The sequence below is a fragment of the Corynebacterium sp. HMSC058E07 genome (assembly GCF_001809885.1).
Lineage (GTDB): Bacteria > Actinomycetota > Actinomycetes > Mycobacteriales > Mycobacteriaceae > Corynebacterium > Corynebacterium macclintockiae.
Genome location: NZ_KV799274.1, coordinates 69185 through 91842, shown reverse-complemented (window position 1 = coordinate 91842; position 22658 = coordinate 69185). Strand labels below are relative to the sequence as shown.

At 60.4% G+C, this 22658-nt stretch carries 17 protein-coding genes; 7 read left to right on the top strand and 10 right to left on the bottom strand.

Annotated elements, in window-relative coordinates:
- Positions 1–6 precede the first annotated feature (6 nt).
- Together HMPREF2678_RS05370 and HMPREF2678_RS05365 are read left to right on the top strand one after the other, a co-directional pair.
- Positions 7–249 carry a hypothetical protein gene (locus tag HMPREF2678_RS05370; RefSeq protein WP_230580219.1) on the top strand — a complete coding sequence of 81 codons (243 nt, stop codon included), beginning with the start codon at positions 7–9 and terminating at the stop codon, positions 247–249.
- Positions 246–1613, top strand: coding sequence for an alpha/beta hydrolase (locus HMPREF2678_RS05365; RefSeq protein WP_083303425.1), 1368 nt, complete (start codon positions 246–248; stop codon positions 1611–1613). The genes HMPREF2678_RS05370 and HMPREF2678_RS05365 overlap by 4 nt, the downstream gene beginning before the upstream one ends.
- Here the strand turns inward: HMPREF2678_RS05365 and HMPREF2678_RS05360 are convergent.
- Complete coding sequence (locus HMPREF2678_RS05360) at positions 1610–2116, bottom strand: methylated-DNA--[protein]-cysteine S-methyltransferase (RefSeq protein ID WP_070551263.1); 507 nt, start codon at positions 2114–2116, stop codon at positions 1610–1612. The two genes, HMPREF2678_RS05365 and HMPREF2678_RS05360, sit on opposite strands and share 4 nt — an antisense overlap.
- A gap of 86 nt (positions 2117–2202) precedes the next feature.
- Between HMPREF2678_RS05360 and HMPREF2678_RS05355 the strand changes: the two genes are divergently transcribed.
- The gene (locus tag HMPREF2678_RS05355; protein WP_246817894.1) at positions 2203–2823 is read left to right on the top strand and encodes an LLM class flavin-dependent oxidoreductase; all 621 of its coding nucleotides are present in this window, start codon (positions 2203–2205) and stop codon (positions 2821–2823) included.
- A gap of 141 nt (positions 2824–2964) precedes the next feature.
- Positions 2965–4458 (top strand): amino acid permease, encoded by a 1494-nt coding sequence (locus HMPREF2678_RS05350; protein WP_034969516.1) that lies wholly within the window; start codon positions 2965–2967, stop codon positions 4456–4458.
- Positions 4459–4490: 32 nt separating this feature from the next.
- Here the strand turns inward: HMPREF2678_RS05350 and HMPREF2678_RS05345 are convergent, their stop codons facing one another.
- The gene (locus HMPREF2678_RS05345) at positions 4491–4916 is read right to left on the bottom strand and encodes a heat shock protein transcriptional repressor HspR (protein ID WP_034971617.1); all 426 of its coding nucleotides are present in this window, start codon (positions 4914–4916) and stop codon (positions 4491–4493) included.
- Positions 4913–6154 carry a molecular chaperone DnaJ gene (dnaJ, locus tag HMPREF2678_RS05340; protein ID WP_070551260.1) on the bottom strand — a complete coding sequence of 414 codons (1242 nt, stop codon included), beginning with the start codon at positions 6152–6154 and terminating at the stop codon, positions 4913–4915. The genes HMPREF2678_RS05345 and dnaJ overlap by 4 nt, the downstream gene beginning before the upstream one ends.
- 192 nt (positions 6155–6346) lie before the next feature.
- Between dnaJ and HMPREF2678_RS05335 the strand changes: the two genes are divergently transcribed.
- Complete coding sequence (locus HMPREF2678_RS05335) at positions 6347–7546, top strand: hypothetical protein (RefSeq protein ID WP_141747029.1); 1200 nt, start codon at positions 6347–6349, stop codon at positions 7544–7546.
- A gap of 77 nt (positions 7547–7623) precedes the next feature.
- Here the strand turns inward: HMPREF2678_RS05335 and HMPREF2678_RS05330 are convergent, their stop codons facing one another.
- The 3 genes from HMPREF2678_RS05330 to dnaK all read right to left on the bottom strand — a co-directional run bounded on the left by HMPREF2678_RS05330 (position 7624) and on the right by dnaK (position 11669).
- A complete protein-coding gene (locus HMPREF2678_RS05330; protein ID WP_246817893.1) occupies positions 7624–9024 on the bottom strand; it encodes an HNH endonuclease signature motif containing protein in 1401 nt (466 codons plus the stop codon).
- Positions 9025–9228: 204 nt separating this feature from the next.
- Positions 9229–9807, bottom strand: coding sequence for a nucleotide exchange factor GrpE (gene grpE, locus HMPREF2678_RS05325; protein WP_034981658.1), 579 nt, complete (start codon positions 9805–9807; stop codon positions 9229–9231).
- Positions 9807–11669: a molecular chaperone DnaK gene (dnaK, locus tag HMPREF2678_RS05320; protein ID WP_070551258.1), complete on the bottom strand. Its 1863-nt coding sequence runs from the start codon at positions 11667–11669 to the stop codon at positions 9807–9809. Before dnaK ends, grpE begins: the two co-directional genes overlap by 1 nt.
- Before the next feature lie 246 nt (positions 11670–11915).
- On the opposite strand from dnaK, the gene HMPREF2678_RS05315 reads away from it, so the two are divergent.
- Positions 11916–13367 (top strand): esterase-like activity of phytase family protein, encoded by a 1452-nt coding sequence (locus HMPREF2678_RS05315; RefSeq protein ID WP_230580522.1) that lies wholly within the window; start codon positions 11916–11918, stop codon positions 13365–13367.
- A gap of 39 nt (positions 13368–13406) precedes the next feature.
- On the opposite strand, the gene HMPREF2678_RS05310 is transcribed toward HMPREF2678_RS05315, so the two are convergent.
- From HMPREF2678_RS05310 to HMPREF2678_RS05295, 4 genes are all read right to left on the bottom strand, one after another.
- Entirely contained in the window at positions 13407–14054 is a 648-nt protein-coding gene (locus HMPREF2678_RS05310) for an ABC transporter ATP-binding protein (protein WP_070551256.1), read from the bottom strand.
- The gene (locus tag HMPREF2678_RS05305) at positions 14047–15849 is read right to left on the bottom strand and encodes an ATP-binding cassette domain-containing protein (protein WP_034971594.1); all 1803 of its coding nucleotides are present in this window, start codon (positions 15847–15849) and stop codon (positions 14047–14049) included. Before HMPREF2678_RS05305 ends, HMPREF2678_RS05310 begins: the two co-directional genes overlap by 8 nt.
- 142 nt (positions 15850–15991) lie before the next feature.
- A complete protein-coding gene (locus HMPREF2678_RS05300; protein ID WP_035002810.1) occupies positions 15992–16942 on the bottom strand; it encodes an ABC transporter permease in 951 nt (316 codons plus the stop codon).
- Between the two features lie 288 nt (positions 16943–17230).
- Positions 17231–18799: an ABC transporter substrate-binding protein gene (locus tag HMPREF2678_RS05295; protein WP_237744626.1), complete on the bottom strand. Its 1569-nt coding sequence runs from the start codon at positions 18797–18799 to the stop codon at positions 17231–17233.
- 1244 nt (positions 18800–20043) lie between these two features.
- On the opposite strand from HMPREF2678_RS05295, the gene HMPREF2678_RS05285 reads away from it, so the two are divergent.
- Positions 20044–22658 (top strand): (Fe-S)-binding protein (locus HMPREF2678_RS05285; RefSeq protein ID WP_246817892.1); only part of this gene is annotated, 2615 nt, incomplete at its 3' end.

The window sequence follows — 22658 nt, the reverse complement described above, 5'->3', positions numbered from 1 at the left end:
GAAGACTTGACCGAAGACGGAGTGCAGTGTGCTTCCGCTGGATACGGGGTTGCCAATGCGGAGGCGCCCGGCGTTCCAGGCGGGTCGACCACGCACGCGATCGCCCAGGCGGCGGATAGGCTCCATGCCTCCTTCACCGGTTTTGGCCGGCAGCTACAGAAAATGAGCCAGTCCATCAGTACCTACGCCGACAATGTGGACAGCGCCGATAATGCTGGCTCCGCAGCCCTCACGGGGGCGAGCCGATGAACATTTTCGCAGGCACCACCGCCAGTGGCTCCGCTAACATCAGCGGCTCTACCGCCAACACCCACGACTCCACCACCGTCACCGTCCACGCCGTGGAGAACGCAAATGTGGAGGCACTCCGCACAGCCGCCGACCTGTTCAAAGACAAGGGCGGAAAGGTATCCCAGCATGCGGCTGATGCTCGGAACAAGGCCAAGTGGGGCGAGTCCTGGTCGGGACAGGCTGCGGATGCTGCCAACCACGCCACGGATTCCGCAGCTAACCAGCTGGATACGGCGGGTTTTAGCAGTCGAACCATCGGGAGGGTCGCAGGCACCCACGCCGACCTTCTAAGTCCAACTCGAACGACCGTGCGCACGACCGCGGGGTTGGCGCGTACAGCACTGATGTCCGTCAGCGCCGATGGCGAGGTCTCCGCCCAACACCTGGCTTTCATCCCTGGAGTCGGCGGTGCGGCGCAGAGCCTGGCCCACACTCTGACCCAAGTCCTGCGCGGGGCGTTGAAGTTGGCCAGGCTGCTAGACATCGCCTCCGGCGGCACCATCTCCACGATCAGCAGCTCGGTCGCGCCGCCCCGAGGTGATGTGGAGGCAGATGGGGTCGAGGGGGCGTCAGTACCCAATTCCCCACAAAGCCTGCCTCCGGTGGAGCACATGAAAACACCGTACGGACCGGTGGTCACGGCGGGCAATGTCGAGAGCGCCGATGAGGTAATCACGCTGGTCAGTGGCGTGGGATCCAGCAGTCCGGAGGCGCTGGCGCGCACCGAGGCCTGGGCGCGGGCAACCGCGGCCGACGCGGCGGCACAGGGCAAGAATGTGGCGGTGGTGGCCTGGCATGGTTATCCGGCGCCGGGGGATCTGACCAGTGCGATCTCCAAGGACGCGGCCAAGATAGGCGCCCCTGCACTGCGGGAACACCAGCGGCAACTGCGGGAAAGGAACCCGCACGCGAAGCTGCAGGTGGTGGGCTATAGCTACGGCTCGGTGGTGGTCGGCGAGGCCGCGGCGAAAGGCAGCGACGGGCTAGTTGCCGATGAGGTGCGACTGTGGGGTAGCCCCGGCGTGCACGCGGAGAAGGCGGAGGATCTGCAGCTCGACGCGAAGGACGGCCAGGGCGAGGTGCACAACGAACACGTTCCGGGCGACATGATCCGCCTGACCACCACCCCGGAGTTCGGAGTGCACGGAAAGGATCCTGCCGCGCCGGACTTCAACGCTCCTCCCCGCGGAGCTGATGGCGCCAGCGAAGGCAGCTGGAGCAGCTACGGCTGGGGCAGAATCCTGGACCTATACCTGACGCAGCGTGGCGAAACCGACGCGCACAGTTCCTACATGTGGTCCCCGGAGGTCAACGTGCGCTAGTCACCTGTGTCAGTCTGCCCTGTGTCAGTCTGCCCAGCGCCGACCCGTTCCATATCCAACAGTGCCGCCTTTAATTCCCTGCCGCCCCGGTATTCCCCGAAGCTTCCGTCGCTGCGGATCACCCTATGGCAGGGATACAGGATCGGCAGCGGATTGCTTGCACACGCCGAAGCCACTGCGCGTACGGCACGGGGATTCCCCGCAGCCTCCGCCAGCTGGGCGTAGGTTATGGTCTGCCCATATGGAATCTGCGCCAGCGCCTGCAGGACTCTCCGCCGAAAAGGCGTGGTCACGTCCACCAGATCAACGGGCACAGTGAAAACCTGGCGCTGCCCGGCGAGGTACTCCTCCAGCTGCTTCTCCACCTCAGCCACGTGTCGGCGTGCTTGATCCCCCACAGTCCTCTCCCCCACAGGACTCTCCCCCGCACCCCAGTCCTCTCCGGGGAAACCGATGCGCCGCACACCCTGATCGGTGGCGAGCACTGAGAAAGTCTCTTCCATGGCTACTGTTGTACCTCAAGTCTCCGCGCTAAAAATCTCAGCACCCGAGTACTCCCAACCCTCAATCTGGTTGATACATCAACTACATGCGCTACCTCGCCGCCATCCGTGGCGTAGGCATGGCGACCGCCGCCTCGGCCGAGAAGCAGTACCCGCACATGTACAAGCCCGGTTCATCCATCCCGGTCCTCCCACACTCCCCCAATTTGGACCGCCGCGTCTGGTGGGGCGCGGGTACACGCGAAACGGCCAAGTGGGCTGGTCAGGTGGGCGTCAATCTCATGAGCTCCACACTCCTCACAGAGAGCAACGGAGACAGCTTCGGCGACCTACAAGCAGAGCAGCTCCAGGTATTCAAAGAATCCTTCGCCAGTAGCGGGCACGGCTGGACCCCACGCACCTCCGTCTCCCGCAGCATCTTCCCCATCGTCAGCGCCGAGGACCGGGCGATGGTCGGCACTCACGGAATGACCCGCGACCACTTCGGCGTGATTGATGGTTACCGCTCAACCTTTGGCCGTACCTATATTGGTGAACCCGACACACTCATCGAAGACCTTCTTAATGACGCCGCAGTGGCAGAGGCCGACACCTTAATGCTCACTATCCCGAATCAGCTGGGCGTAGAGGCCAACACTCGTCTGCTGAAAAACTTTGCCACCCACGTGGCCCCCTCGTTGGGTTGGCAGCCTACAACCAACAACTAACTAACAACTAAAGCCCCAGTTGGTCTAAACCACCGGCGACGTTGTACGGTACTAACCGTGAATATCTCTAATAATGGGGATACCCCATCTACCCAGGGCGCTGGTGACGCTTACCACCCCCAGGTCTCCACTGCCGAGGTCCTGGTCAAGGACGACCCACGCACCGTACGCATGGGCACACTCGTCAGCCTCATTATCGGCTCCACCGTCGGCGCCGGCATCTTCGCGCTGCCGCAAAACATTGCGTCCGTGGCCTCGCCCGGCGCGGCACTGATCGGCTGGGCCGTCACCGGCGTGGGCATGCTGTGCATCGCCTACGTCTTCCAGGCGCTGGCGCTCCGCAAGCCGCACCTGGATTCGGGCGTGTACTCCTACGTGCGCGCAGGCCTGGGCGACTTCGTCGGCTTCGCCTCCGCATGGGGCTACTGGCTGGGCACCATCATCGCCCAGGTGGGTTACGCCACCTTGTTCTTCAGTTCGCTGAGCTTCTTCTTCCCGATCTTCGGCAGCGATCATCCGCTGGTGCAGTCGATCTGCGTGTCCGCGCTGACGTGGGGCATCTTCCTGGTGCTTTCCCGTGGCGTGCGCCAGGCGGCGATCATGAACGTCATCACCACCGTGGCGAAGATCCTGCCGATCCTGGCATTCCTAGTGCTCGTAGCCTTCGTCGGATTCAACACGGACGTGTTCACCTCTGACTTCTGGGGCCGCGCCGCCACCTTCGGCGAGAACCAGGATCAGGCTCTGTCCATCAGCGACCAGGTGAAGGGCATGATGCTGTTCACCGTCTGGGCCTTCATCGGCGTGGAGGGAGCCTCCACCTACTCGAAGCGCGCACGCCACCGCAAGGATGTCTCCCTGGCCACCTTCCTGGGATTCGTCTCGGTGTTCTTCCTGCTCACCGCCGTGAGCTTCCTGTCCTTCGGTGTAGTCTCCCGCGAGGAGCTCGCCGCGATGGGCGATAACTCCATGGGCACCGTCCTGGAGCACGTCGTCGGCCCGTGGGGCGCAGGCCTGATCTCCGTCGGCCTGTGCATCTCCGTGCTGGGCGCCTACGTCTCCTGGCAGATGCTGTGCGCCGAGCCGATCACCCTGATGGCTCAGGATGGACTGCTACCAAAGGCAGTGGGGCGCACCAACGATATGGGTGCCCCGTATGTCTCGCAGTTCCTGTCCGCCTTGGTGATCCAGGCGTTCATCATCGTCTTCTACCTCAACGAATCCACCTACACCACGATGGTGCAGCTAGCTACGTCCCTGTACCTGGTGCCTTACGTGTTCTCCAGCCTGTACCTGCTGTTCCTGGCCACCCGTGGCCATGGGTTCAAGCACCCGGATGCGGGCTCGAAGTTCGACATTTCCGGCCCCGAGGTCGGCAAGAAGACCAACCGTATGCACCTGCTCATCAGTGTCGTGGCTTTCGGCTACTCGCTCTGGCTGCTCTACGCGGCCGAACTGCAGTTCGTGCTGCTAGGCACGCTGCTAATCGTGCCGGGCCTGGCGGTTTATGTCGCCACTCGCCTCAAGGCCGGCGGGCGCGTATTCAACACCTTCGAGTGGATCATTAGCGCCATCGTCGTCGCCTCGGCGATCGGTGCCCTCTACCTGATCGTCACGGGTCAGGTCAGCCTGTAGCACGGGTCAGGTCAGCCTATAGCACGGGGCAACTACCGGCGTTTCTGCCGGTCCCACAACACCACAGAGGTAGAGCGCGGGACGTGCACAATCTCACCTCGCGGGCGACCACCGGCGCCGCCTCTACCCTCTGCCCTTTCTAGGCGCGCCTGCATGTCCGCCAGGCGGCGGCGCAGAGCCGCGTTTTCCTTCTCCAGCTCGTCCATCCGGTTCTGCTGGTCAATGATCGTCTTGATGCCTGCCAGGTTCACGCCCTCCTCGTGAGAAAGGCGCTGGATCTCCTGCAGCTGCTCAATATCCTCGCGCGAGTAGCGGCGCCCTCCGCCGCTGGTGCGTTGGGGCGTCACTAAACCCATACGGTCGTACGTGCGCAGCGTTTGGGCGTGCATTCCAGTAATCCGCGCGGCGACAGAAATCACGAAGACTTCGCGTTCGCCGCCGTTCTTCGCAGCACTCATTCGTTACCCTCCCATCCTTCGCGGGGGTCAAAGCCCGAGCGCTTTTCCTCTTCCGAGTACTTGCGCAGCGCGCTCATCGCGCCCTCGTCCAGGTTCTTCGGCACGGCCACCTTCACGGTCACCAGCAGGTCGCCGCTGGCACCGTTGCGCTTGTTCACACCGTGACCGCGGACGCGTAGCGTGGTGCCGTCCTGCGTGCCGGCGGGGATGCGCACCCGCACCTTGGAGGCCAGGGTCGGCACCGTCACCGCGCCGCCGAGCACCAGCTCGGGGTAGCTCACCGGCACCGTCAGCTTCAGGTCGTCTCCGTCACGGCTGAACACCTTGTCGGGCTTCACATGCACCGTCACGAACAGGTCGCCAGCCGGCTTGCCGCGCTGCCCCGCCGAACCTTGGCCGGCCAGGCGCACCTTCTGCCCATCAACCACGCCCGCGGGCACGCGCACAGTGATTGTGCGGGACTGGGTCGTGCGCCCCGTGCCGGAGCAGTCCGCGCACTTGTCCTTAATCACCGAACCAGTGCCGGAGCAGTCCGCGCACGGGCGCGAAAACCCGAAAGCGCCCCTGTTCTCGCTGACCATGCCGCTGCCGTCGCAGCCCGCGCAGCTCTGTGACGAGGTGCCCGCCTTTGCGCCAGAACCGTGGCAGTTTTCGCACGGCTCCGGCTTGGTCAGGCGGATCGGCACGGTCACGCCCTTCGTGGCCTCGCGGAACTCGAGGGTCAGCTCCGTCTCTACATCCGCCCCGCGGCTGCGCTGAGTACGCTGGCTGCGCTGAGTACGCTGAGCACCCTGACCACCTCTTTCACCAAAGAGTCCGCTGAATACGTCGCCGAATCCGCCACTGGTGGCGTCATCTCCAAAAAGATCAGAAACATTAAAGCCGCTGCCAAAGTTGCTGCTACCAAAGTTGCCGCTGCCAAAGTTGCCGCCGAAGTTAGCGCCGTAACCTGCGCTGCCCGCGCCGAAGCTCGAACCATAGCTCGAACCGCCGAAACCGCTCGCGAGCATACGCTTCAGCTCGTCGTACTCCGCGCGCTTTTCCTTGTCCCCCACCACGCTGTACGCTTCGGAAGCCTTCTTGAAGCGCTCCTCCGCCGCCGTGTCGCCCGGGTTCGCGTCCGGGTGATTTTCGCGGGCGATCTTGCGGTACGCTTTCTTGATCTCCTCTGCCGATGCGGTGGAGGACACGCCGAGGTCTTTGTAGTAATCCTTCTCGACCCATTCACTGTGCGCCATGTGTCGCTCCTTCCTGCTTGCGCTGTTCACGCGGGGTGTCACTCATTAACCTTGAGTCTACCGCGCTGAACTTTCGTTATCTAATCTTCTTAACGACGCCCCTACGTATTTATTCCCTCCCCGCATCACTTCGGGCTTTGCAGTGTGCGCTAATTGAGACTTGCTATCCCGAAACTAGCTAGGGTGGGAACCATGTCACCTAAAAAGCGCAGCTGGTTTAGCCGCCTTTTCGGCTCCCAGGACTCCCACAACTCGCATGCCCCCAACCCCTCACACAACCCCAATATGCCTGCACAGCCTCAGGGATTCCCACAGCCTCAGGGTTTCCAGCAGCCCGGCCCCGAGGATCCACCCGTGCCGCTACCCGGGCTGGACTTGCACCAGTCGACCACGATGATCCGGCAGATTGTGCAGGTACTCAATCGGTTGGGCTATGGTGCGAATCCCACGCCAGAGGTGGTGTATTACAGCAAGCCTGGCGACATCAAGAAGCCGCTGAGCTACCCGGGTCCAACCCCCGGACCCTATGGGGGACAACTCCCCGCTCCGGACTATGGCGAAGGTGGGAAACTGGGGCTAGAGAACATCACGAAGCTGTGCGCCAACGCTGAGGATTTCGGCAGAGAAATGCCCCAACTGGTGGAGGGATTCGTCACCAATTTGATCAGGTCGGCCGAAGCAGATCTATCCCTGCTGTCGCTTCCCGATGCACAGTTCTACCCGCACCTGCGAGCGCGTTTGATGGCGATCGATCTCCTACCGGAGGATGCGCGGGCAGATGCGTATGAGTTCAACCCGGACTCGCCGATGCGTCCTTTCTCGGACGACCTGTGTATCCACCTGGTTCTGGATACGCCGGAGTCTGTGATGACCCTGTCGTCCCACTCGCTCGAAGGCAGAGGCCCCGTCGAGGACCTGTTCCGAATCGGCTACCGCAACCTGTGGCAGGAGCTGGTCGATGCAGAACTAGTGGCACAACCCATTCGGGCAAGCGAAAGCAAGCCCGGGGAACGCTTTTGGGCGATCGAAAGCAGTTCTTTCTATGCGGGGTCGATCCCTCTTCTAATGGACGAGATCCTCGAGCGCTGCTTGCCACAGATCAACCCAAGCGAAGGGCTAGTTTTTTCTACGCCAAATCGCCACACCACCTTGATTCGCGAAATGAGTGAAGGCATAGAACTATTGGGCTCCATCAAGATGATGGCGGCCATGACCGCTCAGGAGTTCTCGAGGCAAGCGGGCGCACTGAGCCCTCGGGTGATGTTTTCACACATGAGCGAAGTCATCACCTTCACCGACATCAAGCAGAAGGAAACGGGCAAGGCGGAAATCGAGATTCAGCCCCCGGCGTACCTCCTAGAGAAGCTCAACCGAGACAAGAACGAGGGCTAGCCAGCTTCCTGCCGCATCTCTGCAGCACCTCTGCAACCCCCCTGCCGCATCTCTGCAGCACCCAAGTTGCCGCACACCTAGAACGGTGGCTCTTCTCCCTGGTCGCGGTTTTGATTGCGGTTTTGGTCGCGATCCTGGTCGCGGCCGCGCTTCCGTTGGTTGTGTTCCACCACCCTTCGAGTCCGTTTCACTGCCCGGTGCCGGAAGGTGAATCTCCCTAGCGGCCCATTCGGCGTGGTGATCACCGTGTGGCCATCCCCAAAGCTGGTCCAGGTTTCCACACCGTCGGAACCGATGGTCACATCCCACGCTCCGGTCGTTTTCGCGTTGTGATGTTTGGTGCAGAGGCAGTGGAGGTTCGACGTATCGGTCGGTCCGCCGTCTGAACTGTTACGTTCGAAGCGTTTGACGTGATCCAGCTGGCATTTATGCGCCGGAGTGTCACAGCCCGGGAAGCGACAGGTGCCATCTCGGCCTTCGACGCTCGCTCGGATGATTGGCGTTGGGGTGTAGCCGGCGGTAGTAGCCTTCCCCGGGGCTTGCAGGTGGGTAACTCGCTCTAGCCATTCTTCCGTGGCCAGCGAATTTAGCCAGGTGCCGGCGGCCCAGATCTGAGAATCCGGGGCATCCACCCGCCGGTACAGATTGAGGTTGACCTCGGCTATAGTGCTGCCCCGCACCAGGCTCAGCAAAGCCCGCACCCTCGAACAGTTTTCTTTGTTCCGCACACTATCGAGCGCTTGGATCAGCTCCAGCGCCTCGAGCTTGGGGAGGGTCAGGTAGAACTCGGTATAGTCGCTTGACCGATCGTCGATGCTTAGCCGCGTCGCGCCGCCGAGTATGGCTGCGTCTTCTGTACTGATCGCGCCATCTGTCGCACCGTCTGTCGCGCCGTCTGCGCCGCCATTGCCGTCCGCACCATCAACCGGTGGCATGGGCGGTTCTGTGGGGTCGATCGGGCAGGCCAAGGGTTCGTGACTCAGGACGATCCTCTTCAGGCGTTGGCGGATCGTGCCTTGCCCCAACATCGCCTGGTTAGGCCGGGTCGGTGACAGTGCAGTGTAGACGTCGGCTTCTACGGCGGAGGTGTGGGCGTCACTAACGGCAACAAGGCTATGAGCAACGATCCGCCAGACCTCGATCGAGTAAGCACCGGTCTCCGCCAGCTCCACCAGCGACGGAAAGCGGCGGAGGGTGACGCCTACGTCGACGAGCTGGACGACGCGGAACTCCGGGAGGCCTAGCCGGACGCACAGGCGAGTGGTGACGTCGCTGACGCATTCGTCATCGCGAGGCACGCACTCCAGCGCGAGGCGGGCATGGTTGCGGTTGATGTCGCAGATCGCTGCGCTCATCGGGTCGGCGGGGTCGGTAACTTTCCAAAACGCCCCCGTTGGTTGGTTGTTGTGGTCTGGTGGCTCTGGTTGGTTGTTGTGGTCTGGTGGCTGATTGCTGTGGTCTGCGGGATGGTCGGACATCGTTCCCCTTCGATGATCAAAGTCCCCAAAGTGTCCCGTGATTTTCCGTACGCGATCAATATAGAAAACACCCCGGACAAACAACCCGAAAAAACTTCCCAAAATCGAACACACGTTCGATCTGTCAAGTAAAATCCCAGCTAGACAGCAAAAGAGGACCCCACGGAAAGACCATGGAGCCCTCTAAAAACTAACCTACAGAACCTACTGCGGATCACCGATGATGACCATCGCGTTGCGCAGCACCCGGTCGCCCAGTCGGTAACCGCGGCGCAGGATGGTGGCCAACACCTTGTCGTCGCCGCTGCTCGTGTCCTGTACAGCCTCGTGGCAGGTCGGGTCGAACTCGTCGCCTTCCTCGCCGAACTTCTCCACCTTCATGGACGCCATCACAGACTGCAGCTTGTCCGACATAGACTTCAGCGGGCCGGTCAGGTCGCCGTGCTGCTCCGCCATCTCCAGGTCATCCAGGATCGGCAGGAGCCCGGCGGCCACCTCTGCCTTCGCGCCAGTGATCACACTCTCGCGATCGCGCTCCACGCGGCGGCGGTAGTTGGTGTACTCCGCCGTCACGCGCTGCAGGTCCTCGGTGCGTTCGGCCAGCTCAGCCTCGATGCTGTTGCTGTCGTCGTTATTGACGCCCTCAGCATCAACCACAGCAGCCTCAGTATCAGCCAGACCCTCGTCGACCCCTTGCGTCTCCGCAGCTTCCGCAGCGGAAGTAGCGTCAGCCACAACATCCTCAGAGGCCACGCCCGGATCCTGATTCAGATCTTCAGACATTACTTCTTATCATCCTCTGCGGAAGTGTCCTCGTCGACAACCTCGGCGTCCACAACGTTCGGGTCATCGGTTGCTGCGGAGCCTGCAGCGTCTGCACCGGCACCCTCGGCACCGGCGGCTGCCTCGGCCTCGTAGATGGCCTTGCCCATCTCCTGAGACTCGGCGTTCAGCTTCTCCACCGCATCCTTGATGGCCTCGATGTCGTCACCCTTCAGAGCCTCGTCGACAGCCTTGGCTGCGTCCTCGACCTTGGTCTGGGTCTCTTCGCTGACCTTGTCCTTGTTGTCTTCGACGAACTTGCGGGTCTGGTAAGCCATGGACTCAGCGGAGTTGCGGACCTCCTGCTCCTCGCGGCGCTTCTTGTCCTCTTCCGCGTGGGTCTCGGCGTCCTTGACCATGCGGTCGATCTCCTCCTGGGACAGGCCGGAGCCGTCCTGGATCTTGATCGTGTTCTCCTTGCCGGTCGCCTTGTCCTTTGCGGAAACGGAGACGATGCCGTTGGCGTCAATATCGAAGGTGACCTCGATCTGCGGAACGCCACGCGGCGCCGGGGCAATGCCCGCCAGCTCGAAGGAGCCGAGCAGCTTGTTGTGGGCAGCCATCTCGCGCTCGCCCTGGAAGACCTGGATCTGCACGCTGGGCTGGCTGTCCTCAGCGGTGGTGAAGGTCTCGGAACGCTTGGTCGGGATGGTGGTGTTGCGCTCGATCAGCTTGGTCATCACGCCACCCTTGGTCTCGATGCCCAGGGATAGCGGGGTGACGTCCAGCAGCAGCACGTCCTTAACCTCGCCGCGCAGCACGCCGGCCTGCAGGGCAGCGCCCACGGCCACGACCTCGTCCGGGTTTACACCCTTGTTGGGCTCCTTGCCTCCGGTCAGCTCGGTAACCAGCTCGGAGACGGCAACCATACGGGTGGAGCCACCGACCAACACGACGTGGTCGATCTCGTCAACGCTGATCTCCGCGTCCTTCAGCACTGCCTGGAACGGCGTCTTGGTGCGGTCCAGCAGATCCTGGGTGATCTTCTGGAACTCGGTGCGGGTCAGGGTCTCATCCAGGAACAGCGGGTTCTTGTCCTCGTCCACCGTGATGTACGGCAGGTTGATGGAGGCCTGCTGGGAGCTGGACAGCTCGATCTTGGCCTTCTCCGCCGCCTCGCGCAGGCGCTGCAGGGCCATCTTGTCCTTGGTCAGATCCACGCCGTGGCTTGCCTTGAACTTGTCGGCCAGCCAGTCGACGATGCGCTGATCCCAGTCGTCGCCACCCAGCTCGTTATCGCCGGCGGTTGCACGAACCTCAACCACGCCGTCGCCGATCTCCAGCAGGGAGACGTCGAAGGTACCGCCACCCAGGTCGAATACCAGGATGGTCTGCTCCTTGTCGCCCTTTTCCAGGCCGTAGGCCAGGGCGGCTGCGGTCGGCTCGTTGACGATGCGCAGGACGTTGAGGCCGGCGATCTGGCCGGCATCCTTGGTGGCCTGGCGCTGTGCGTCGTTGAAGTAGGCGGGAACGGTGATAACCGCGTCGGTTACGTCCTCACCCAGGTAGCTTTCCGCGTCGCGCTTCAGCTTCTGCAGGGTGCGGGCGGAGATCTCCGGAGCGGTGTACTCCTTGTCGTCGATGGAAACCTTCCAGTCCGTGCCCATGTGGCGCTTAACGGAGCGGATGGTGCGATCCACGTTGGCTACCGCCTGGTTCTTAGCGGACTGGCCAACCAGCACCTCGCCGTTCTTGGCGAAAGCCACGATGGACGGGGTGGTACGGGATCCCTCGGAGTTGGCGATGACCTTTGCCTCGCCGCCTTCCAGAACAGAGACCACAGAGTTGGTGGTTCCCAAGTCAATACCTACTGCACGTCCCATAGTGGGGTACCTCCTGTTGTTTTAATCCTTCGTCGGATTGTTGTTGTCAGTCATCGAGCCTTTAGTGTGAACGACTCAACTCATGCTCTCCAGTATCCGGAGTTTTTCTCTCTAGTCAAATCTTCCTGAGTCAGCCACACTCAACCTGCTCACACCCTACTCAACTCATCGCACGTCAAACTTGTTCCCGATCGGCTCAACTTTTTTGAAAATTATTTACAGATTCACCCCTGAACCTTCCCTGAAATGCGCAAACCCGCCCCATCTGTTTTGATAGTGGGCATGAAAAACCGCATACGCATAAACCGCGCCCTCATTTCCACCCCGTTGGCAGCCGCCCCGCTTGTCGCTACCTCGATCCTCGCTGGGTCGGTCATTGCCACCCCCACAGCCTTTGGTGCAACCGCAGCCGCCGCCCCTTTTTCTTCCGCTACCCCTTTTGGTTCCGACGCCTCGCTCTCCGCACCGCAACTCCCCGCAGGATCGACTTTCCCATCTTCCGGCACTCTGAAAACTGGCGGCCAGGAACAAACTCACTACAACGGCGCGTTCGACCTCGGCCAAGCGAGCAAGGATCCCAACGTGGGTGGACTATCCGGGCTTACTGCCCTCGCCGATGGCTCCTACCTCGCCATCTCGGATGACAAAGGCGATCATGGCCCCACGCGCGCCTACCGCTTGAACATCGACAACAACGGGCGGGCAAAGGTCACTGGACAAGTTAATTTCACCAAGCCAGATGGCAGCGCATACAACCCCAAGGAATACGATGCGGAGGAGATCCAGCAGCTACCTAACGGCCATTTGCTATGGACCACCGAGGGCGAATCAAAGGGATCGAAGAACCGCTCACCCCTTGTCATCGAATCCGATAGCAACGGGCGGGAAATCCGGCGCATCCATCCCCCGCACTATCACGTCCCCGACCACAATGCAGCAAAGGATATTGAACAAACTAAAGGGATAAGCCCCAACAAAGGCCCGGAGGGCATGACAATTTCTCCTGATGGGGAAACTTTTTACACTCTCAACGAGAACTCATTGGTGCAGGATGGGCCAATCAATACTCCCGAGGCGGGTTCCAAAACTCGGTTGACCGCTTACAGCACTGCAACCGGCAGGCCCAAGGCCGAGTATGTGGTCGAGGTGGACCCCACGTACGCCCCCAAGGCCGATCGCGGGTACGCTTCCTTGGCTACTTCCCCGGATGGTAGCCTCTACGCGCTGCAGCGCGGTTACATCCCCAAACAAGGTAACCGCGCCGAGATCTACCGTTTGAGTCTGGAAGGGGCCACCAATGTGCTTGGCCGGGAGCGCTTGGACGGTAGCGAGGTGCCCGTTAACCGCGAGAAGGTCTTCGATTTCGCTGGACAAAAACCCAGTGACATTCACAAGCTCGGTGACAACCAAAGCTCGAGTGGCGATAAGGCTAACACTGAGGCAAGCCCCAACATCTCTGCATCCCCCGAAAATGTTGAAGGCTTAACCTTCGCGGCCCCGCCTGCCCACTCCGCAGATGTGCCGGCTCACGGTTCCGTCACCACCGGCTCCCTTCCTGCGGGCTCCTCCGCCATCGGAAACCACGCCGGCAGCTCCACTTCCCCGGCGAAGTTAAACCGCGTGTACTTAATCTCGGACGATAACTTTAGTGATTCGCAGCGTACGTTGCTCCATTCTTTGGACATCCCCCAGCGCTAATTATCGCTCCTCACCAGCACAGGCGCGGAACGCAAAGTTCTAAGCCTGCGGGGTGGTTTCGATAGTCACTGTCCGGTCAGCGCACGCTGCCAATAACCGATGGTCGTGGGAAATCAATAGCACTCCGCGGTTCGCCCGCACGGTCTCGCGCAACATCTCCACAGTTTTCGCCGTCGCAATGGGGTCGAGCATTGAAGTCGGTTCATCGCAGATGAGGAAGGCGGGATCCATCACAGTTGCGCGGGCCAAGCATGCTCGCTGCAGTTGCCCATCGCTTACCTGTGCTGGTCGGCGATCAAGCAATTCCCTATCCAGCATTGCTCGCTTCGTATGATCCTCCACGCACTCGCGAATCACTTCCCTATTGTGCTCCCCGGCGATCAATAAAGGTTCAGCGATGATCTCTCGGAGAGTCCACCGCGGATTGCACGCATCCCGAGGGGATTGGCTCACCAACGCTATTCGTGATCGCCGGCGATCTCGCCCCGTCACCACAGGTTCTCCGTCAATCGTGACCTTTCCCGAATCTGGGAGGAAACGCCCGGAAAGCAACTTGGCCAACGTCGTTTTGCCAGATCCTGAAGGTCCGATCAGCCCCACGAGCTCACCGCGTTCAATGTTCAGTTCAATTTTCTCCAAGACGGGTTTCCCCGCATAGGAATAGGTCACCTCGGTAGCTTTAAGCATTTCTCTCCCCTACCTCGGTTTGGTATTCAAGGCCTCCGCTGGGCAAAGCCCCAACCAACGCGTGACCAAAGTCGGTTTGCGGTGCAGCCCAAAACTCGCTGGCCTGTCTACTTTCCACTACTTCGCCCTCATGCAGCACAAAAATGTGGTCGCACGCTTCCCATTCTCGAAGGTCCTCTAGATCGTGACTTATCAGCATTACTCCGAGCCCCAGATCCTTGGCCGCGGACCGCAGTAGCTCCAGCGTCTCCTTCGTCAATTGTGGGTCCAATGCTGCGGTGGGCTCGTCTGCGATAAGGAATTGCGGATCTCCCGCCAACGCCGCAGCAAGCGCCGCTCGCTGCGCCATGCCGCCCGATAGCTGGTGTGGGAAATACTCGCTGACCTCAGAGTCAAGGTGAACGCGTTCTAACAACTCCTCCACATCCAAGCCACTTCCATGCCGATCGATAATCTCCTGGAGCTGGGTTCCAATCCTCCTCACGGGCGTATAGGACAAGGCCGCGGCTTGGGGAACAAAACCCACCGTTGAGCCCCGCACACTAGCGAAATCAGTACTGTTCCAGTCTGCTTCATCAGCAGTGGTTTCATCGGCTTCCGCAACGTGAGCGGATCCACCAGCTTCCGTATCTTGGGTGACCCCGCTGGGTTCAAGGTGCCCTTTGGTCGCCCCGTGCGCTACACAATTCCCATCAGGCACCTCAGCCGGATAAAGCGAGACCTTCCCTTCTACTCGAGCCCCTGTTGGGACCACCCCAATCAACGCGCGCCCCACGGTCGATTTGCCAGAACCGGAGGTTCCGATCAGCCCGGCCACTTCCCCACGGCGCACGGTCAGGTTCACCCCACACACAATGTTTTTTGCCCCCACCTCTACGCCAAGCCCGCGAGCACGGAGCTCCCCCAACTCGCTCGTCGCCTCAGTTGGCTCCGCAGGCTCCGACCTACGCCCTCTGCGGCCTGCCCCGGCTTCTTTCTGCAGTGCTGACTTCTTCTTTTGCTTTCCGACGCCACGCTCTGCCCGCGCTGTCGCTCCTCGGGTCAGCGATACCCCAGACATCGTGGTGAGCAGCAAGATCATCGCTGGGAAAACCAAAGCCCACCACGCCCCACGGGTGATGTCTTCGCGCGCCAAATCCATGAGCGTTCCCAGTGATGGCTCGTCAGCCTGGATGCCCAGGCCAAGGAAGGACACGGTGGATTCGTGCCACACAGCGTGGGGAGTGAGCATCGCCATCGCTACCAGTGCTTGACCAGAAGCCGCTGGTGCCAAATGCTTTCGCAGCACCCAGCCAAACGAGGCCCCTGCACCGTACGAGCACTGCACCGTTTCGGACGCGCGGACCGTCAACACCGCAGATCGCACGATACGCGCAACCGGTGACCAGTGAGTCACAGCGATGGACCCCACGATGGCAGCAACGGATCCCTGGAATAGTGCGACAATAACCACTGTCAAAATGAGGTGCGGAATGGCATTCACGGCATCGTTGATGCGCATAACAATGCGATCGACCACGCCACCGAGCCCCGCCGCCAATAAGCCGACGAGCACGCCCAATGTCGTAGCGGCAACCGCAGCCGTAAGCCCGATGAAAAGGGAAACCCGCAAGCTTTCTGCGGTTCGTACGAATAGGTCGAACCCAAAGTGATCAGTACCGAAAATATGCGCGGCAGTCGGTGAACGCAGGGAATTGGCAAAACTTGGAGTTCCCGCCTCGAAGATGGCGGGAACTATAGCTGCATACAGCACCAGAAGTGCAAAAACGCTTAATCCAATGAGGTGCCCACGCATCCACCTGCGGACACTCTGTGTCCGCGAATGCGTGCTAAACCCCTGTGCTTCAGCGCTGCCAATATCTAGATGAGCACTGTGTGCTTTCAAGGCTGAGTTATTCGAACTAGGGCTGTGCTCATCGGAGGAAAGAGAACTCTTGTTAGACATCGCTTACCCTCGGGTCGATCAATACGTAGGACAGATCGCTCAATAGAGATCCCAACATCACCACTACCGTGGTCGCGACCGTGGTGAATGCCAGCAGGTGAAAGTCCACGGCCACAGCCGATTCCACCGTGGCTTGCGCCAACCCCGGCCAGGAGAAAACCGTTTCCACAATCACTGCTCCGACGACCATCTCGCCGAGGCGCGCTCCGATCAAAGTGATCAGCGGCATGAGCGACATAGGCAGCACATGCCGAACGAGGATCGTGTGTTCGGAGAGACCACGCAAGCGCGCGTTGGCAACCGCTGGCGACTCAACGGCTTCGGCAGTAGCGCGTTGCATCGTCAACAAAGGCCACGACAGCTGCGAGATCGCTAGAACGACAGCCGGTGCGATGAGATATGGCCCCACCGTTCCCAGTGACGGGGACTTACCGACCGGCGCGGCTCCTCCCACGGGGATGAGGTGCCAGAACACGCCAAAAAACAGCACGCTTCCTAGGGCATAAATGTAGGAAGGAGTAGCTGCCACAAATACGCCCAACGCGGTTATCGCCCGATCCACCACTCCGCCGGGTCGGCGAGCAGCACTCAAGCCGAGAAGCGCTGCAATCGCCAGCATCAGCAACAGGCCCGCTCCGGATAGCAGCATCGTCCACGGCAGGCGCTCGCCAATAACTTCAACAACCGGTTTGCTGTACACCCGGGACCAACCCAGATCACCTGTAAAAACGTGCCCCCACCAGGAGGCCCATTGCTGGTACCACGGGGCGTCGAGCCCCAAAGAAGAGGCAATGCTCGCGCGTTCTTCGGCAGTGTAGTTGCCGTAGTTCGCGCCGAGGTGGTGCGCAAGGGGATCAAACGGCGACAAGGCAGCGAGGCCGAACATGATGAAGCTGACCACCACGGTTGTCACGGCAATGAGCAACAAGCGCGTACCAACCATCCGGCCGATCCCGCCGAGGTTATCCCGGCGCCCCGGCAATACAAACCTGCGCCAGGACTGCCGAGTTTTTGCTGAAGTGGGTGCCCCGTCTGAACCGGAAACTCCGTTTGAATGAGATGCTCCAGCCGAGCTTGTCTTATCTGCAATCCGAACAGCACCAACGTGACCAGGAGCAGGATGACCAGCACCAGTGTGACCTTCAGCGGTGTGAACGTCCGCAGTGTTCACAGCGGCTCTGCCATGAGCGGAGTTAGCAGCAGAAGAAGTGGTAGAAACCGCTCTCATGAGTTATTTCTTCCAAGCGACTAGGCGCCACCAAGGCCCCCACGTCACGCCGTGAATATGGGGCTCGAGCAGGAGATTCGGTTTCTTCCACGAATTTTCCTTTGAGACGTAAATGTGGTTGACGTTCGCCAAAGCCAGCATGGATGGGTTTTCTGCGTGCTCGGCTTGGATCTTGCGCCACAGTTGGTTGCGCTTCGCCTCTTCGTTCTCACTGCGCGTCTCATCCAGCAGGTCATCCATTTTCTTGGAGCCGTAGTTGCCTGGATTGGCCCACTTACCCGTCGCGGGTGTGCGTGTGTGCAAATACTCATAGGCCATCACCGTGGCGTCATAAGGGGCCGATCCGCCGCCCAAAACGACCGACACATCGTGTACCTTCGGTTCGATGTCATGCCACGTGCTGGACTTGGTTTCGAACTCTAGGCCCAGCTTCTTCATCTGCGAGGCGAACTCGATGGCGATGTCTCGGCGTAGCGTGTCGTTGCCTGCATAGTAGAGGTCTACGTGGAAGGGCTTACCGTCTTTTTCCCGCACACCCTGGCTGTTCTTCTTCCACCCAGCTTCATCGAGTAGTTTCTCCGCTTTGGCCACGTCGTGTTGGAAATCCAGGGATGGATCGTGGGCATCACCGTAGATTGAGGACAATAGTCCAGAGATCGGAGTGCCCTGCCCTGCCAATGGTCCATCAATAAATGCCTGCCGATCAGCGGCGAGGTTCAATGCCAAGCGCACCTTCGGATCGGCAAACTCGGGCGTTTCAGGGAAAGAAATACCCCGCCAATCAGCCGTCTTGGTGACATCCACGCTGATGCCATCCTTACCTTCTAACCCCTTCAGTTGGCTGGGCGGAATAGCCGCACCATCAATTTCACCAGCAGCTACGCGCTGCGCGCGGGCCGTATCATCCGCAGCGGTCGTAACAACCAATTCCTTGACTTCCGGCGCACCGTCAAAATAGTTGTCGTTGGCTTCAAAGATCGTTTCATCACCCCGGCGCTCCTTCAGGTGGTAAGCGCCAGTACCCACGGGTTCGGTATTCAGCTTGCTTTGGGTAACTGCCCCTTTGCCCAGCATCTCGGAGGGAGCGATCGCGTAGGTGAGTCGCGACAACATTTCGGCAAGTGGGGAACGCAACTTAAACACCACGGTGTGCGGATCTTGGATCTGCACCTCGTCGATGATGTCGTAGCGGCTGACTACTTCGGAACCGACGGAAATGTCTTTGGCTACGTCATACGATGCCTTCACATCTTCGGCATCGAAATCAGAACCATCGCTGAACTTCACTCCTTCTTTGAGCTTCACAGTCCACTTCGTGGAGTCAGCATTGTGTTTCGGCATTTCCGCAGCCAGTGCTGGCACAAAGTTCGGAACCTTGTCTGACGACGATGGCTCTGGTCGCAGCAGACCGTCGTAGATCGGGCTCACCCCGGTTTGGGCATATCCCGTCGCTGGGTGGAATCCATCGCCAGCTTTACGGTCTGCCAAAACCAGCCGGGTGGGGTACTGGCCCTCCCCACCGGAAGCTTGGCGGCTCGGGTCACCGCAGGCTACCAGCGCCCCTCCAATCATCACGCTGGTTAAGGCACATGCTGCCCCTCGCCGCAGTTTTGTTCGCATACGTCATTCCTGTCCAGCACCCTATTTAAGGCGCTTATTGCAATTCATTGTCATTATTAGAAAAGAAACTACCTTACGGCATATTTAGATTTCAACCCCTTGAACTTTTCTCGACAGCACCGCAGGGTGCCTTAAGCTTGGACGCCATGGACATCTTCACCCGCGCCACCCCTGAACCCCCTCATGCGTTGCGACAGCATTTCACAATGAGCTCCCACCCCTGCGATACACATACCGTCTACTCCATTGCCCCTATGCAGTTCAGGGGCTCTCATGCCACCGACGCCACGCGCTACAGCCCGCACACTTCCGCCTTGGCGGAGATTCCACCCGAACACGCAGCTTCACAGGCTGTTCTTTTTATTGCGCCACACTCCCCCTCGGAGCCATTCACAAACAGACATTGGAACCTCGCCTGGCAACTCGCGGAAACCGATCTTCGAGTTGAAATACCAATCCCCCGCGCCAATAAAACTTCCACATCACCTTCCACTCCTCCCCCACACCCCACCACAGCATCTTCAACGCACCCCGGCACAGCATCTTCAACCGCTACCGCCTCCCCCACAGGCTCTGCGACCATTCGCCAAACCTACCGCAACCTCCTAACAGACCACGGCCCTCAACTCGTAACAGCCATAGCGGAATCGTCATGCATCCCCGAGTTATTGGACGCACTCCAGGAAGCGACCGCACCGCGCACCATTGTGCTGCTGGCGCCCCAAGCTAAAGACATAACCCTACTGAAACAGCTCTTCGGAGCCGATAGTTCGATCACAGACCGTGCGTTAGACACTGAAGTACACATCTTCTTCGCCAAGAAGGATAAGGGAAGCCCGGGGATCGTCGACGAGGCGTCGAAATTAAAGAAAAATGGAGCCACAGTCATCCTCCACGAAGGCGCTAGCGGCAACTGCCTATACCATCTGCGACATTCAAAGGCAGGGCGCGCAGCCCGGAAAGCGATCCTTTCTGTGGCGCACAACACAGCAGCTCGGGATATTTAAGCAACATCGCCGTTTCTAAAATACTGCCAAAAAATAGGTGCGACCAGCGGAGAAAACTTCACCAAAGCCCTGTTCAATTGTTAATCTACCTAGCAAGTAATTAGTTCATACATATTCCGATTCCAGCTCGGATGTGAACTACTTGACTGAGTCAACGTGGCTCATACAGGACTTGCGAGGAGCACAATAATGGACCTGCTTGCAGCAGGGCAGGCGACGTCCAATGACATTCCGTGGAACATCACCGTTCCACTGGGCATCATTGGCGCACTGCTTTCACTGCCCGCCTGGATTTTCTTCATCCGTGGCGCGGCGCAGATCTTTACCACGATCCGACTGGGCCAACCGGCGCTGAAGAGGACGGACAACCCCGCCGGCCGACTGATGAACCTGATCAAGGAGATCATCGGCCACACCAAGATGGCCAAGAAGCCCGGCGTGGCAATCGCCCACTGGCTGGTCATGGTCGGCTTCCTGCTGGGAGCCATGGTGTGGTTCGAGGCCTACATTCAGATCTTCGACCCCGAGGGCGGCTGGCCCATCATCGGTGGCTGGGGCCTGTACCACTTCGTGGACGAGCTGCTAGGCCTGGGCACCGTCATCGGCATCATCACGCTGATCATCATTCGCCAGAAGATCGGCGACAAGGATAAGAAGGCCCGTTTCTACGGCTCTAACTCCGGCGCGGCGTACTTCGTCGAGGCCGTTGTGCTGATCGAGGGCCTGGGCATGATCTTCGTGAAGGCCTCCAAGATCGCCACCTTCGCCAGCTACGAGGGCGGCCACGCGGCCACGGACTTCTTCACCATGCAGCTGGCCAAGATCCTGCCGGAATCCCCGCTGCTGGTTTCCATCTTCGCGCTGATCAAGCTGCTGTCCGGCATGATCTGGCTGTTCATCGTGGGCCAGAACGTCAAGTGGGGCGTGGCATGGCACCGCTTCATGGCGTTCTTCAACATCTTCCTGAAGCGCAACGCTGACGGCCGCAACGCCCTGGGCGCCGCGAAGCCGCTGACCTCCGGTGGTCGTATGCTGACCATGGAAAATGCAGATCCAGAGGAAGACGCGATCGGCGTTGGCAAGATCGACGACTTCACCTGGAAGGGCTGGATGGACTTCACCTCGTGTACCGAGTGTGGCCGCTGCCAGGAGCAGTGCCCGGCTTGGAACACCGCGAAGCCGCTGAGCCCGAAGCTGCTGATCACCAGCCTGCGCGACCACGCTATCGAGTCCGCGCCGTACCTGAAGGCCGCGCGCAAGGACGCTGCCCACACAGGTGGCATGTTCTCCGGCGAAGGTGCCGCCGACACTGCCGTTCTGGACGATCCTTCTGTTGACGCCCACGCGGATATGCCTTTGCTGCAGCTTGTCGCTGCGGGCGAGATGGGTGTTATCGACCCCGACGTGCTGTGGTCCTGCACCAACTGTGGTGCCTGTGTTGAACAGTGCCCGGTAGACATCGAGCACATCGACCACATCGTCGATATGCGCCGCTACCAGGTCCTGGTTGAGTCTGACTTCCCGACCGAGCTGGGTGGCCTGTTCAAGAACCTGGAGACCAAGGGCAACCCGTGGGGCCAGAACAACAACAAGCGCTCCGACTGGATCCAGAAGGCCAAGGAAGACGGCATCGAGGTGCCAGTCTTCGGCGAGGACATCGAGAACTTCGACGACACCGAGTACCTGTTCTGGGTCGGCTGTGCGGGCGTGTACGACGACAACGCTGTGAAGACCACGCGTGCCGTCGCTGACCTGCTGTACACCGCAGGCGTGAAATTCGCCGTGCTGGGCGAGGGCGAGGGTTGTACTGGTGATTCCGCCCGTCGTGCCGGTAACGAGTTCCTCTTCCAGATGCTGGCAGAGCAGAACATCGAAATGCTGGACAACGCCTTCGAGGGCGTGCCGCCGAAGCAGCGCAAGATTGTTGTGACCTGTGCACACTGCTTCAACACCCTGCGCAACGAGTACCCGGACCTGGGCGGTAACTACCAGGTTGTCCACCACACCCAGCTGCTGAACAAGCTGATCCGTGAGGGTCGCCTGGAGCCGGTATCTGCACCGCAGAACGGCCGTCAGGTCACCTACCACGATCCGTGCTTCCTGGGTCGCCACAACAAGGTCTTCGAGGCTCCGCGTGAGCTGATTGGTGCCTCCGGCGCCAACCTGGTGGAGATGGATCGCAACCGCGATACCGGCTTCTGCTGTGGTGCTGGTGGTGCCCGCATGTGGATGGAAGAGCACCTGGGCGAGCGCATCAACCTGAACCGTACGGACGAGGCTCTGGCCACCGGCTCGGACGCCATCGCCATCGGCTGCCCGTTCTGTAAGACGATGATGACCGACGGTGTGAACAACCGTCAGTCTGAGATCGAGAACAAGGAAGACCGCACCCAGGTCCTGGATATCGCCCAGATGTTCCGCGAGTCCGTCCTGGTCGACGGCGAGCTGCCTGCACCGAAGTCTCCGGAGTTCCTGGTAGCACCGGAGCGCGGCTGGGTTGACGAGGAGAAGCTGGCTCGCGAGGAAGCCGAGCGCAAGGCCGAGGAAGAAGCCAAGAAGAAGGCTGCCGAGGAAAAGAAGCGCAAGGCTGAAGAGGCCAAGAAGAAGGAAGCCGCGGCCGCTGCTGGTGGCGCTGCCGCTGGTGCCGCTGCTGCGCCAGGTGCCCCGAGTGCTCCGAGTGCTCCTGCTGCTCCGGCAGCCCCGGCAGCACCGTCCGCACCTTCCGCTCCTGCAGCACCTGCTGCCCCGGGCGCTCCTGCTGCACCGGCAGCGCCTTCCGCTCCTGGTGCACCGGCGGCTCCTGC